Genomic DNA, 13,786 nt, shown 5'->3' with positions numbered 1-13,786 from the left:
CCCCTCCATCTCAGCAACGCTAGCCGGCGACCTTTTCGCTTACCGGTTCGGTGGGCTCCGTCTTCGGCGCGGCCGTGGGAGCGATGCCCGCGGCGGCGAAGGCACCGCCGCCACCCGTGGAGCTGAACTCGTACGCGCTCTCCGCGTGCTCGGCGTTGTCGATGCCCTCGACCTCGGCCTCGGCGCTGGCCCGGAAGCCGATGGTCTTCTCGATCGCGAAGCCGATGATGTACGCGACCACGAACGAGTAGACCAGCACCGCGATCACACCGACCGCTTGGAGACCCAGCAGCTTGATGCCGCCGCCGTAGAGCAGACCGTTGTTGCCCTCGCCGGCCAGCACCTCGATGGCCAGGAAGCCGATGAGCAGCGAGCCGATGATGCCGCCGACCATGTGCACGGCGACCACGTCGAGCGAGTCGTCGTACTTGAACCGGTACTTCAGGCCGACCGCGAGCGCGCAGACCGCACCGGCGATGAGGCCGAGGGCGATCGCACCCAGCGGCTCCAGGAACGCGCAGGCGGGGGTGATGCCGACCAGGCCGGCGACCGCGCCGGAGGCCGCACCGAGGGTGGTCGGCTTGCCGTCACGGAGCCACTCCACCACGATCCAGCCGAGCACCGCGGCGGCCGTGGCGACCTGCGTGTTGATCAGCGAGACGGCGGCGGCACCGTTGGCGGCACCGGCCGAGCCGGCGTTGAAGCCGAACCAGCCGAACCAGAGCAGGCCCGCGCCGAGCAGCACCATCGGCAGGTTGTGCGGCTTGAACTTGTCCTTGGGCCAACCGACCCGCTTGCCGAGTACCAACGCCAGGGCGAGCGCCGCGGCACCGGCGTTGATGTGCACCGCAGTGCCACCGGCGAAGTCGAGCACGCCCAACTCGTAGATCCAGCCGCCACCCCACACCCAGTGCGCGACCGGGAAGTAGACCAGGGTGGCCCAGAGGCCGGCGAAGAGCAGCCACGGGCCGAACTTGGCCCGGTCGGCGATCGCGCCGCTGATCAGGGCGACGGTGATCACCGCGAACATCAACTGGAAACCGGCGAACAGCAGGTCGGGGATGCCGCCCTCGGTGCCGCTCTCCAGCATGCCGCGCAGGCCGGCGGCGGAGAGATCACCGGTGATCCCGCCGATGTCGTCACCAAAGGCGATGCTGTAGCCGTAGAACACCCACAACAGGCTGACCAGGCCGATCGCACCGAAACTCATCATCATCATGTTGAGTACGGACTTGGATCGCGTCATGCCGCCGTAGAACAGCGCCAGGCCGGGCGTCATGAGCAACACCAGCGCGGCAGAAGTCAAAATCCAGGCGGTGGCACCAGAATCTAGCTCCGGCACGCTGCCTCCTCTCGGGTCGTTTTCCCTCCCTCCCGGCATCGCGCAGCATCGCCCGTACGCCGGTTGCGCGGAAGCCTGATTGTCGGCTGTTTCACCGAGGGTCCCCGACTGGTTTCCGGACCGTGACGGCTTGTTTCGTACGTGTGAAGAAAGTCGCACACCTCGGCGATATGGCGGGGGCGGATCGGCCATTTGGTGCGGGTCGATCCCCCAACGGCTCACCGCAGGGCGTACTCCAGGGCATGCCGCTCGTAGTCGAGCAGTCGAAGATCCCGCATCGGCCGGCGCAGGTGGCCCTTGTGCACGATCCGGACGAACGCCGGCTCCCCCGCCGCGGCCATCCGACGGATGCCCTCCACGTGGTCGACGATCCGTTTGCGGATGGTCCGGATCAGCCGGTGCCGGTCCCGGGGGATCAGCCCGTACGCGTCGGCGAAGAGCCGCAACCGGCGCGGCCGGTCCGGGTGCTTCCAGCCGAGGGTGATCGAGTCCCGGTCGGAGAAGATCGGCACCCAGGTCCAGGCCGCGTACGCCACGTCGTAGATCCGGGCACCGGGCGAGGCGAGGTCGAAGTCGATCAGGCCCAGGGTGCCGTCCGGCCGCCAGATCACGTTGTGCGGCGCGGCGTCGTGGTGGCAGATGACCTCGGTGTCCGGCGGGGGCGGGCCGAACGAGCGCCACACCGCCTGCGGGGGCGGGGCGAAGCCGTACTGCGCGTCGTGGAACATCCGCAGCATGGTGGCGACGGTGACCAGCGCCTCGTCGGTGACCCAGTGCGGGGCCAGCGGGTACTCCCCGCACTCCCCCTCCAGGTACGACAGCACCTCCCGGTTGCGCTCGTCCATGCCCAGCGCACGGGGGGCACCGGTGAACCCGACGTACTCCAGGTGGCGTAGCAGGGCGTGCACCGACGGGGTCCACGGCCCGGCGTTGCGCCGGACGGTGTCCCCCACCCGCACCACGGTGCTGACGTTCCCGCCATGCAGGGGGATCTCCTGCGAAGTCACGTACGGTCTCCCGAGGCGCTGCGACGGGTGGCCCGGGTCACGCCAGCCCGCGTACGCGCGATCGTCTCTGGTCACCCGAGGTTACGCGGTCGGCCCGGGGGCGTCGGTGCCCAGCAGCGCGTCGACGAACTGCGCCGGGTCGAACGGCGCCAGGTCGTCCGGACCCTCGCCGAGGCCGACCAGCTTCACCGGGATGCCGAGCTTGCGCTGCACGGCGATCACGATGCCGCCCTTGGCGGTGCCGTCGAGCTTGGTGAGCACCACCCCGGTCACGTTCACCACCTCGGTGAAGACGCGGGCCTGCTCCAGACCGTTCTGGCCGGTGGTGGCGTCGAGGATGAGCAGGGTCTCGTCGATCGGGCCGTGCTTTTCCACCACCCGCTTGACCTTGCCCAACTCGTCCATCAGGCCGACCTTGTTCTGAAGTCGGCCGGCGGTGTCCACGAGCACGGTGTCCACGCCAGTGTCGATGCCGCGCTTGACCGCGTCGAAGGCGACGCTGGCCGGATCGGCGCCCTCCGGGCCGCGGACGGTCTCCGCGCCGACCCGCCCGGCCCAGGTCTGCAACTGGTCGGCGGCGGCGGCCCGGAAGGTGTCGGCCGCGCCGAGCAGCACGCTGCGGCCGTCGGCGATGAGTACCCGGGCGATCTTGCCGCAGGTGGTGGTCTTGCCGGCGCCGTTGACCCCGACCACCAGCAGCACCGCCGGCACCCCCTCCTTCGGGGCGGTACGCAGCGAACGGTCCAGCCCCGGATCGAGCGCGTTGACCAGCTCGGCGGCGAGCAGGGCGCGCAGCTCGGCGGCGGTGCGGGTGCCCAGCACCCGGGTCCGCTCCCGCAGCCGGTCGACGATCTCGCGGGTGGCGTCGATCCCGACGTCGGCGGTGATCAGGTTGTCCTCGATCTCCTCCCAGACGTCCTCGTCCAGCCGGTCCCGGCTGAGCAGTCCGAGCAGGCCCTTACCGAAGACGGTCTGCGACCGCGACAGCCGGGACCGCAGCCGGACCAGCCGGCCGGCGGTCGGCTCCGGTACCTCGACGGCCGGGGGCGCCACCACCGGCGGGGGCTCGACCAGGACACCGGTGGACAGCTCGGCCTCCGGTGCCTGCACCGGCGGACCGGCGAGGCCCTCCTCCGCCCGGGTGTCGACCTCGGTACGCGGCAGCGGCGGTTCCGGCCGCCGGCGCAGCCTCGGCACGACCAGCCCGATGCCGCCGAGGATCAGCACGCCGAGCAGGGCGAGAGCGATGAGGAGGTATTCCTTCATGCCGAAATCCTGTCAGATGCCGACGACCGCGTCTCAGCCACCGCTGCCCGTACGGGTCGGGAAAGCGGCGGTAGTCTCGGCCACAGCCAGCAGTGGTGCGACCGCGGGCCGGGTAATAAGAGGATGAAGCACTCTCATCTGGAGGTCCCGAATGCCCGCCGAGCTGCTCATCGGCCCTCTGCTGCGCCGGGTCGTCGGCACCCGGGCCACCGTGTGGGTCGAGACCACGGCGCCAGCGATGGTGACGGTCCGCACGGCCGGCGGCGCCACCGGCACGGCAGCCACCTTCTCCGCGTACGACCACCACTACGCGCTGGTGGTGGTGGAGGGGCTCACCCCGGACAGCACCACCACCTACCAGGTGCTGATCGACGACGAGCCGGCCTGGCCACTGCCCGACGGCCGCTACCCGCCCAGCGTGATCCGCACCCGCGCCGCACCGGACCGGGACCAGCCGGTACGGCTGCTCTTCGGGTCCTGCCGGGAAACCACCCAGCACGCCACCACCCGCAAGCTGCCCCCGGACGCGCTCGACGCGTACGCCCGGCGGGTCCTGGCCGACCTCGACCCGGCGGCCCTGCCGGACCTGCTGGTGCTGCTCGGCGACCAGGTGTACGCCGACGAGACGTCACCGACGATGAAGCGGCTGCTGCGCCGACGGCGACGGCGCCCGGCGGGTGCCCCCAGCGACCAGGTGGTCAGCTTCGACGAGTACACCAAGCTCTACCTGGAATCGTGGAGCGACCCGGAGATCCGCTGGCTGTTCTCCACCGTGCCGAGCGTGATGATCTTCGACGACCACGAGATCATCGACGACTGGAACACCTCGGCGTCCTGGCGCCGGGAAATGCGCGAACAGCCCTGGTGGGCCGAACGGATCATCAGCGGCCTTGCCTCCTACTGGGTGTACCAGCACCTGGGCAACCTCTCGCCCGACGAGATCGCCGCCGACCCGGTCTTCGCCAAGGTGACCACGGCCGGGGACGCCACAGCCGTGCTGCGCGAATTCGGCGAGCGGGTGGACACCGAGGCCGACCTGGCGCACGACACCGAGCGGTGGCGCGAGGTGCAGTACCAGTGGAGCTACTCGCTCGACCTGGGCCGTACCCGCCTGGTGATGCTGGACACCCGGTGCAGTCGGGTGTTGCAGCCGGGCCGACGGGCGATGCTGCCGGCCGGCGAGTGGTCCTGGTTCGTCGACCGGGTCCACGGCGACTACGACCACCTGGTGGTCGGCTCGTCCCTGCCCTGGCTGCTGCCACCCGGCATCCACCACGTCGAGACGTGGAACGAGAAGCTGGCCGACTCGCCCCGCCCCTGGGTCGCCGCACTGGCCGAGCGGCTGCGCCGCGGGCTCGACCTGGAACACTGGGGCGCCTTCCGCCGCTCGTTCGACGCCCTCGGCGCGCTGTTCGCCCGCGTCGGCGGCGGCACACCCGGTGCGCCCGACGACCGCAAGGGGGCCGGGCCGGCGTACCCGCCCCCGGCGTCGATCAACGTGCTCTCCGGCGACGTGCACCACTCGTACGTGGCCCGGGTCCGGTTCGCCGACCCCGGCGTACGCACCCCGGTACACCAGCTCACCTGCTCACCGATCCACAACCAGGTGCCGGCCGGGATGCGCCCGCTGATGCGGCTCGGCTGGGCCCGTGGACCCGCCCAGGCGACCCGGGCGCTGGCCCGGACCGCCGGAGTGCCCCGACCGCTGGTCAAGTGGCGCAAACTGGCCGGCCCGTACTTCGGCAACGCGGTGGCCACGCTGACCCACGCCAACCGGACCGCCGAGGTGGTCATCGAGGGCACCACCAGCGACGGCCACCTCCGCCAAGTCGCCCACCACCACCTGACCGCGTGAAAGGAAGGGCCCCTTGTTAACGCCTAGCGTGGTAAAGGGGCCCCCGCTTAACACCGGAACCACAAATTCGCTCGCCACCGTCGTACCCGGGTCGCACGATGACCGGCATGACGTGGACCGCACCCGAGATCGACCGCCGGCACGAGCCCTACCTTGGCGACGAGCGCGCCATGCTTGAGGGCTGGCTCAACCACCACCGCGACACGCTGCTGGACAAGTGCGCGGGGCTGACCGTCGAGCAGCTCCGGATCGCGAGCGTGCCACCGTCCCCGCTCACCCTGCTCGGTCTGGTCCGGCACATGACGGTGGTCGAGCGGCACTGGTTCCGCGAGCGCTTCGGCGGCGAGAACCTGCCCGACCTGTACGACTTCCACGCCGACCCGGACGCCGAGTTCAACACCGTCGACACCGCGGACGCAGAGGCCGACTTCGCGGCGTTCCGCGCCGAGGTCGCCGCCGCCGACGCGGTCGCCGCCGGCCGTGACCTGGACGATGTCTTCACGACGCGACGCCGCGACGGCGGCACCCACCAGATCAACCTGCGCTGGGTCTACGTCCACATGATCGAGGAGTACGCCCGCCACAACGGCCACGCCGACCTGATCCGCGAACGCATCGACGGCGTCACTGACAGCTGACGCGGGAGGGCGCCACGGAATGCTGCGGCGGGCGACGTCACGGAACGCTGACGCGGGCGGCGTCAGCCCGCCAGGGCGGCCCGAAGGTAGCGCAGATCGGCCGGGCCGTTCCAGCGGTACGCGGACATCCCCGCCGCCCGGGCGCCACTTATCGCGCGGTCCTCGTCGTCGACGAAGAGCACCCGGCCCGGCGGGGTCTCCAGCGCCGCGCAGGCGGCCTGGAAATACTCCGGAGCGGGCTTGTGGATGCCGATGACCGACGAGTTGACCACCACGTCCAGTTCGCCGGTGAGGTCCAGCGCGGCCAGGTCGGCGTCGAGCAGGTCGGTGGCGTTGGTGCCCAGCCCGACCCGGATGCCGGCGGCCCGCACCTCGCGGATGAACGCCAGCACCTGCGGGTCGACCTCACCCCGGTACCGCTGCCACTGCTCCACCGCGGCCCGGGCCCGGCCCGGGTCGCCCACCGACGGGGTCAGTGCGTCGGCGACGCTCGACACCCACTCGGCGTGGTTGACCTGCCCGGTGAGCACCGGTTGGAGCATCCCCCAGGACTCGGCGATCTCGCCGAGCACGCCCGAGGAGAGGCCGTACTCCTGCTCCACCCTGGCGGCGACCGCCGGGTCGAAGCGGCGCAGTACGCCGTCGAAATCCACCAGGAGCGCCGTCGCGCGTTCCCGAGCCACTACCCGTTCTCCTCGCCGCGGCCCCGCCGCTCGTCCTCGTCGGCCCGGTTGAGCCGCTGACTGATCACCTGGGTGACTCCACCACGCATGGTCACCCCGTACAGCGCGTCGGCGATCTCCATGGTGCGTTTCTGGTGCGTGATGACGATGAGCTGGCTCTTCTCCCGCAACTGGGCCATCAGGGTGATCAACCGGCCCAGGTTCACGTCGTCGAGCGCCGCCTCGACCTCGTCCATGATGTAGAACGGGCTGGGCCGGGCGCGGAAGATGGCCACCAGCATCGCCACCGCGGTCAGCGACCGCTCGCCACCGGAGAGCAGCGACAGTCGCTTGATCTTCTTGCCGGGTGGGCGGGCCTCGACCTCGACGCCGGTGGTCAGCAGGTCGTCGGGGTCGGTGAGCACCAGCCGACCCTCGCCGCCGGGGAAGAGAACGGTGAAGACCTGCTCGAACTCCCGGGCGGTGTCGGCGAAGGCGCTGGCGAAGACCTCCAGGATCCGCTCGTCGACGTCCTTGACCACGGTGAGCAGGTCACGCCGGGTCGCCTTGAGGTCCTCCAACTGCTCGGAGAGGAACTTGAACCGCTCCTCCAGCGCGGCGAACTCCTCCAGCGCGAGCGGGTTGACCTTGCCGAGCAGGGCCAGTTCACGTTCGGACTTGGCGGCCCGTTTCTCCTGCACCGGCCGCTCGTAGCGGACCGGTTCGGGCACCGGCAGACCGTCGCGTTCGGCGGCCGCCACCTCGGCCTCGGTGGGCGGCACCGGCTGGCTCGGGCCGTACTCGGCGATCAGGGTCTCCACGGTGAGCCCGAAGTCCTCGGCGGCCTTGGCCTCCAACTGCTCGATGCGTAGCCGCTGCTCGGCGCGGGCGACCTCGTCGCGGTGCACCTGGCTGGTCAGCCGCTCCAGTTCCGCACCGAATCGTTTCGCGGCGGCCCGCACCTCCTGGAGTTCCGCCTCGCGGGTGGCCCGCGAGCGGGCCACCTCGTCGCGGTGCTCCTCCGCCTGGGCGATGCTGGTGGCCAGCCGGGTCAGCGCCTCCCGGGCACCACCGGCGACGGCGCGGGCGATGCCCGCACCACGGACCCGCGCCGCCCGCCGCGCCGCGGCCCGTTCCCGGGCGGCCCGTTCGGCGGCGGCCTGCCGGCGCAGCGAGTCGGCCCGCCCGGCGATGGAGGCCACCCGTTCCTCGGCGGTACGCACCGCGAGCCGGACCTCCATCTCGTTCTGCCGGGCCTGCGGCACCATCGCGGCGAGTTGGTCACGTTCCTCGGTGGACGGTTCGGCGTCGATCGGGGTCGCCTCGGCCAGCCGCAGCCGCTCCTCCAGTTCGGCCAGGGCGGTCAGGTCCCGTTCCCGGGCCGCCTCGGCGCGGGCCCGCGACTCGCCCAGCCGGTCGGTTTCGGCCTTGGCGGACCGGGCGGCGGCGCCCAGCTCGGCCAGCCGGCGGGCGGCGGCGTTGCGGTGGCTCTCCGCCTCGCGCTTCGCGGCTGCGGCGTGTTGCACCCGCTCCTTCGCCTCGGCCACGGCGGCCCGGGCCTCGACCAGCTGTTCGCGCAGTTCCGCGCTGGTCCGTTCGGCGGTGAGCCGGTTGGTCCGGGCTTCCTCGACGGCCGCCTGCACCTCGATGTAGCTGGGCGCCTTCGCCGACCCGCCGGCCGCCGCGTACGCCCCGACCACGTCGCCCTCGCGGGTGACCGCCCGCAGCTCAGGGTTACCGGCGACCACCTCGGCGGCGGCCGCGAGATCGTCGACCAGCACCACGTCGCGCAGCGCCCGGTGCACCGCCGGGCGGATCTGCGCGTCACAGTCGACCAGGTCGGGGGCCCACTGCGCACGATCGGGCAGCTTGGGACGCAACGCGTCGGCGGAGCCGGACATCCCCGGCCCGGCGGCGCTGCCGACCAGCAGTCCGGCGCGGCCGGCATCGGAGATCTTCAGCAGCCGCATCGCCTCGACCGCCTCGTCCACACCGGTGACCGCGACCGCGTCGGCGAGCCCGCCGAGCGCGGCGGCGAGCGCCGCCTCGTGCCCGGGAGCGACGGTGAGCAGGCCGGCCAGGCTGCCCAGCAGGCCGGGTACCTGGTCGGCGCGGGCCAGCAGGGCACCGGCACCGTCCTTGCGGCGCAGGCCGAGGGCGAGTGCCTCCTCGCGGGCCTTCCAGGTGGCGGCGTCCTTCTCGGCGGCCCGCTCGGCGTCGGACAACGAACGGACCGTCGCCTGTGCCTGCTCCTGGGCGGTCACCGCCTCGGCGTGCCGCGCGTCCAGGTCTGCGTTGTCGCGGTCGGCCTCGGTGGACTGCTCGGCGACCGCGTCCAGGTCGGCCTGGGCCCGCTCGGCGCGGGCCATCGCGTCGGCGTGTGCGGTGGCGAGCCGCTCGATCTCCTCACCGGCGCTGGTGGTACGGGCCCCGGCCGAGTTGACCTGGCCGGTCAGCCGGGCCAGCCCCTCCCGCCGGTCGGCGATCGCCTTCGCGGCGGCGACCAGTTCCCGTTCGGCCGCGGCGAGCTGCCGTTCGAGTTCCTGGCGGTGTTCCACCGCCTCGGCGAGGCGGATCTGGTCGTCGGTGAGCGCTGCGCGCAGTTCCTCCTCCTGCTCGCGGACCCGTTCGGCCTCGGCCTCCAGCTGGTCCGGGTCCCGGCCCGGGCGCTCGTCGTCCGGCGTGCCGCTCAGGTGCCGCAGCCGCTCGACCGCGAGCTGCTCGATCGAACGGAACCGCTCCTGCAACGCGGAGAGCTTGTACCAGGTGTCCTGGGCGGCGGCCAGCAGTGGCGCGTCCGCGGCCAGCGCCTCCTCCAGCTCGCCGAGACGGCCCTGCACCTCGGTGTGCTCGGCCTCCACCTGCTCGCGCCGGTGTCGCAGCGCGGTCTCGTCGGCGATCTCCTTGTCCAGGGTGGTACGCAGGGTGGCCAGGTCGTCGGCGAGCAGCCGCAGTCGGGCGTCGCGCAGGCTCGCCTGGATCACCGCGGCCCGGCGGGCCACCTCGGCCTGTCGGCCGAGGGGCTTGAGCTGGCGGCGCAGCTCTGCGGTGAGGTCGGTGAGCCGGTTCAGGTTGGTCTGCATCGCGTCGAGCTTGCGCAGCGCCTTTTCCTTGCGCTTGCGGTGCTTGAGGACGCCGGCCGCCTCCTCGATGAACGACCGCCGGTCCTCCGGCTTGGCGTGCAGCATGCCGTCGAGCCGGCCCTGCCCGACGATGATGTGCATCTCCCGGCCGATGCCGGAGTCCGAGAGCAGTTCCTGGATGTCGAGCAGCCGGCAGGAGTCGCCGTTGATCTCGTACTCGCTCTCGCCGGAGCGGAACATCCGGCGGGTGATGGAGACCTCGGTGTATTCGATCGGCAACGCGCCGTCGGTGTTGTCGATGGTTAGGGTCACCTCGGCCCGACCCAGCGGGGCCCGACCGGCGGTGCCGGCGAAGATGACGTCCTCCATCTTGCCGCCACGCAGCGCCTTCGCGCCCTGCTCGCCGAGCACCCAGGCGATGGCGTCGACGACGTTGGACTTGCCGGAGCCGTTCGGGCCCACCACGCAGGTGATCCCCGGCTCCAGCTTCAGCGTCGTCGCGGAGGCGAAGGATTTGAAGCCCTTCACCGTCAGGCTCTTGAGATGCACCTTCTCGATCCTCGTCGGGTGGCCGCCGTACCCTCCCCGGCTGCGCGGCCCCTGGTAAACCCGCAGACTAACCCGGCACCGGGTGGGCCGCGCGACTCGACCCGCCTGCCGGTGACCGCCCGCCGTCCGGCTGCCATCCGCGCACCGAACGGTCAGGCCGATCGGTTACGCACAGAATTGCGCGCCGGCACTTCGTGTCGGCGCGCTTCGTGCGGTGGTGCTATTCGGTTGTTGCGAACCAGGTGGGTCAGGTCAGCGCGGGCTCGGCAAGACGGAGCAGATCGTCCGCCTCCGCCGCAGCTGCCGCGAGCCGATCGTTCTCGGCACGCAGCCGCGTGATCTCGAACTCCAGTGACTGAACCCTGGAACGCAGTCGGGTGACCTCGTCGAGCAGGCGCCGGTCGGGCGCCGCACCTACGTGGCCGAAGAGGGCCTTCGCCATGTTGACTCCTTGATTTGCGCTGCCGGAGAAGCCGGCCAACGCGCGCCCTTGGGTACGCGACTACCATTCCCACGAATTCTGGGCACGGCCGGGCGCGACTGGCGACATCTCCATATTGAGCCGACAGCCCCTACTTCGTCAAGTTCTCGCAGGCCGTAGATCATCTCGATGCCGACCTGACCCGTCGCGGGAGGCTGCCACACGGCGCGGACACACTCTGTCCGGACACCCCGACTCTACGCACCGAATCGCCGGAATACCTCACCCAGACGTACAGGGTCCTCTTAACTCTTCCTTAGCCACGTTGCTGCTGCTCAAACCGACCACGTAGCGTCACCCCGGCCCGTAACCGACCCGTGGAGGCGACAGGCGTGCACGGCTGGAACGACCCGCTCGACCCGGACGGCAGCCGGCGACCGGACCCATCGACCGACGACCCGGCCTGGTTGACCGATCGCCCGGCGCCACGGTCCTCGTACCTGTTCGGTGACGAACCGGAGGGTTCGGCCGACCGGTGGTACCACGACCAGCCCACCGAACAGTGGCGCCCACAAGATCCACACCAGCCCGCCGAGTCGCCACACCCCGGACCGGCCCACCACCACGACGCCGGCCACCACCACAGCGCCGACCACCAGCACGATGCCGGCTTCGAGCCCGGTGTCGGCGGGCCGCATGGGGACCCGGCCTGGCCCGCTGACGGGCAGCACAGCGCCGTCGACGCGGGCCGTGGCCAGCACCGCGACGGTTGGCGCATGGACGAGCCGACCGCGCAGGTCAGCGGTTGGGCCGACCAGTACGGCGGCGACCAGCCCGCGCGGCACGCCGCCCCCGAACCCGACTGGTACGACCAGACCGTCCAGCACCACGCCGGCCAGCCGTACGCCGACAGCCCCCAGCAGCACGCCGGCCCCCAGCAGCACTACGACGGCCAGCGGTACGCCGACGGCCAGCAGCACTACGACGGCCAGCGGTACGCCGACGGCCAGTGGTACGGGCAGCCGCACGGCTCCTACGGCGTACCGGGAGATGATCACCTCGACGCGGCCCGGACGCAGGCCCAGGAGCCCGTGGCGGACGTCCGCCCGTCCCGCCGCCGGCTGTCGCGTCCCCTGGTGATGGGCGGCGCCGCCGCGGCGGCCACCCTGGTGGTGAGCATCGGCGTCGCGGCCCTCGCGCTGCCCGGGGACGACACGCCGACCGGTACCACTGCGGGCGAGCCCCCGGTGGCCACCGCGCCCGCGCTGCCCGAGGAGGAGGAACCGGTCGTCACCCTCGACACGCTCGACTCCCCGAGCCCCAGCCCGAGCGTCTCGCCCAGCACCGCCGCACCCTCCCCGTCGCCCAGCCGAACCGTCAAGCCGACGCCCGCGCCGTCGCGCAGCACCGCGCCCTCCCGGCAGGGTGTCGAGCGTCAGGGCAGCCCGAGCCGCGCGGCCACGGCCAGTACCTCGCCCTCCACCGGGGCGGGCGCCTCGCAGGCCGCGCAGGTCGTCGAGCTGGTGAACGCGGAACGGGCGAAGGCCGGCTGCGACGCACTGAGCACCGACGACAAGCTGATGACCGCGGCCCAGCGACACAGCCAGGACCAGGCCGAGCACCAGAACATGTCGCACACCGGCAGCGACGGCAGCGACCCGGGCGAACGGATCGACCGGGTCGAGTACGCCTGGCGCACGTACGGCGAGAACGTCGCCTGGAACCAGCCGACGCCCGCTGCGGTGATGGACGCCTGGATGAACAGCCCTGGGCACCGGGCGAACATCCTGAACTGCGCCTTCACCGAGATCGGCGTCGGCGTGGCGAGCAGCAACGGACCGTACTGGACCCAGGTTTTCGCCGCGCCACGCTGAGCCGGCGCGGCGCTGGAACTCGTCGCGTTCCGGCGCCGCGCCGCATCAACCGCGAGTCCTTGTCGGGTCTGCGCTCGTTTGACCGGGTGAGGTGCGCCGACGGCGCACCGGCTCGGGCGGCGCGCCGCCGCCCTGCGACCTGCGGAGCGGCGCGACGCCGCCTCGCGACTTGCGGAGCGGCGCGACGCCGCCCTGCGACCTGCGGAGCGGCGCGACGCCGTCCCGCGACCTGCGGAGCTGGCGATGCGGATCGGGCTGGGCGGGCAACGGGTACGACGGGTGCTGCCCGCCGCCCTGGCGCTCACCGTCCTCGTGTCGCTGGCCGCCTGCCGGCCCGAGCTCGCCGCACCCGGCGCGCCGACCAACTGGCCGAGCGGCTCGTCCGGGCGGTGGCAGTGGCAGTGGCAACTGGACGGCCCGCTGGACCTGACGGTCGAGGCGGAGGTCTTCGTCCTCGATCCGGTCGTCACCACCGCGGCGCAGACCGCCGAGCTGCGGTCCCTCGGCCGCCGGTTGGTCTGCCAGGTGCACGTCGGGTCGGTCCGTCCGCAGGACCCGGACGCGACCAGGTTCCCGCCGCAGGTACGCGGCGCGGTGGCCGCCCACACCGGGCGCAGTTGGCTGGACGTACGCCGATGGGACGCCCTGCGGCCGGTGCTGGCCGACCGGTTCCGGCTCTGCCGGGGCAAGGGCTTCGGCGCGGTGTTGCTCGCCGACGCCGACGGCTACGCCCAGTCCTCCGGTCTCGCTCTGGAGTTCGACGACCAGTTGCAGTTCAATCGCCGGGTCGCGGCGTTGGCCCGCTCGCTGGATCTCTCCCCCGGCCTGCTGGGCAATCTCGGGCAGGTCGCGGCGCTGGCGCCGGACTTCGACTTCGCGGTCGACGAGGAGTGCGTACGGCTGGCGCGGTGCGACAAGCTGCTGCCCTTCGTCGACGCCGGCAAACCGGTGTTCCACGTCGAGTACACCGGCACCCTCACCGAGTTCTGTGTCACCAGCGTCGGCTACGGATTCGCCTCCATCCGCAAGAACCGCACCCTGGACGCCTGGCGACTGCCCTGCCCACTCCCGTGAACCGGCCCGGGCACA

10 protein-coding genes are annotated in these 13,786 nt (G+C 72.0%); 4 read left to right on the top strand and 6 right to left on the bottom strand.

Annotated features, from left to right (window positions below):
* Positions 1-19: 19 nt before the first annotated feature.
* The 3 genes from E0H26_RS16125 to ftsY form a co-directional block, all read right to left on the bottom strand.
* Entirely contained in the window at positions 20-1,381 is a 1,362-nt protein-coding gene (locus E0H26_RS16125) for an ammonium transporter (protein ID WP_131304477.1), read from the bottom strand.
* Between the two features lie 179 nt (positions 1,382-1,560).
* Positions 1,561-2,424, bottom strand: a complete 864-nt coding sequence (locus tag E0H26_RS16120) for a phosphotransferase (protein ID WP_206025168.1) — start codon at positions 2,422-2,424, stop codon at positions 1,561-1,563.
* A gap of 6 nt (positions 2,425-2,430) precedes the next feature.
* A complete protein-coding gene (gene ftsY, locus E0H26_RS16115; RefSeq protein WP_131304475.1) occupies positions 2,431-3,615 on the bottom strand; it encodes a signal recognition particle-docking protein FtsY in 1,185 nt (394 codons plus the stop codon).
* A 151-nt stretch (positions 3,616-3,766) separates the two neighbouring features.
* Between ftsY and E0H26_RS16110 the strand changes: the two genes are divergently transcribed.
* Together E0H26_RS16110 and E0H26_RS16105 are read left to right on the top strand one after the other, a co-directional pair.
* Positions 3,767-5,470, top strand: a complete 1,704-nt coding sequence (locus E0H26_RS16110; RefSeq protein WP_131304474.1) for an alkaline phosphatase D family protein — start codon at positions 3,767-3,769, stop codon at positions 5,468-5,470.
* 107 nt (positions 5,471-5,577) lie between these two features.
* A complete protein-coding gene (locus tag E0H26_RS16105) occupies positions 5,578-6,108 on the top strand; it encodes a DinB family protein (protein WP_131304473.1) in 531 nt (176 codons plus the stop codon).
* A gap of 62 nt (positions 6,109-6,170) precedes the next feature.
* Here E0H26_RS16105 and E0H26_RS16100 read toward each other — a convergent pair whose 3' ends face one another.
* From E0H26_RS16100 to E0H26_RS16090, 3 genes are all read right to left on the bottom strand, one after another.
* The gene (locus E0H26_RS16100; RefSeq protein WP_131304472.1) at positions 6,171-6,791 is read right to left on the bottom strand and encodes an HAD-IA family hydrolase; all 621 of its coding nucleotides are present in this window, start codon (positions 6,789-6,791) and stop codon (positions 6,171-6,173) included.
* Positions 6,791-10,402: a chromosome segregation protein SMC gene (gene smc, locus E0H26_RS16095; RefSeq protein ID WP_131304471.1), complete on the bottom strand. Its 3,612-nt coding sequence runs from the start codon at positions 10,400-10,402 to the stop codon at positions 6,791-6,793. Before smc ends, E0H26_RS16100 begins: the two co-directional genes overlap by 1 nt.
* A gap of 247 nt (positions 10,403-10,649) precedes the next feature.
* Complete coding sequence (locus E0H26_RS16090) at positions 10,650-10,844, bottom strand: hypothetical protein (RefSeq protein WP_131304470.1); 195 nt, start codon at positions 10,842-10,844, stop codon at positions 10,650-10,652.
* Positions 10,845-11,215: 371 nt separating this feature from the next.
* On the opposite strand from E0H26_RS16090, the gene E0H26_RS16085 reads away from it, so the two are divergent.
* Both E0H26_RS16085 and E0H26_RS16080 read left to right on the top strand, forming a co-directional pair.
* Entirely contained in the window at positions 11,216-12,697 is a 1,482-nt protein-coding gene (locus tag E0H26_RS16085; protein WP_206025166.1) for a CAP domain-containing protein, read from the top strand.
* 243 nt (positions 12,698-12,940) lie between these two features.
* Positions 12,941-13,771 (top strand): endo alpha-1,4 polygalactosaminidase, encoded by an 831-nt coding sequence (locus tag E0H26_RS16080; RefSeq protein WP_131304469.1) that lies wholly within the window; start codon positions 12,941-12,943, stop codon positions 13,769-13,771.
* Positions 13,772-13,786 lie beyond the last annotated feature (15 nt).

The sequence above is a fragment of the Micromonospora zingiberis genome (assembly GCF_004331455.1).
Lineage (GTDB): Bacteria > Actinomycetota > Actinomycetes > Mycobacteriales > Micromonosporaceae > Micromonospora > Micromonospora zingiberis.
The sequence above is the reverse complement of the archived record's forward strand: the minus strand, read 5'-3'. Positions and strand labels throughout refer to the sequence as shown.

What these genes read in the sequence shown, in the direction of transcription:
- E0H26_RS16125 (WP_131304477.1), bottom strand. Translation starts at nt 1,381, where the DNA reads ATGCCGGGAGGGAGGGAAAACGACCCGAGAGGAGGCAGCGTGCCGGAG.
- ftsY (WP_131304475.1), bottom strand. Translation starts at nt 3,615, where the DNA reads ATGAAGGAATACCTCCTCATCGCTCTCGCCCTGCTCGGCGTGCTGATC.
- E0H26_RS16110 (WP_131304474.1), top strand. Translation starts at nt 3,767, where the DNA reads ATGCCCGCCGAGCTGCTCATCGGCCCTCTGCTGCGCCGGGTCGTCGGC.
- E0H26_RS16105 (WP_131304473.1), top strand. Translation starts at nt 5,578, where the DNA reads ATGACGTGGACCGCACCCGAGATCGACCGCCGGCACGAGCCCTACCTT.
- E0H26_RS16090 (WP_131304470.1), bottom strand. Translation starts at nt 10,844, where the DNA reads ATGGCGAAGGCCCTCTTCGGCCACGTAGGTGCGGCGCCCGACCGGCGC.
- E0H26_RS16080 (WP_131304469.1), top strand. Translation starts at nt 12,941, where the DNA reads ATGCGGATCGGGCTGGGCGGGCAACGGGTACGACGGGTGCTGCCCGCC.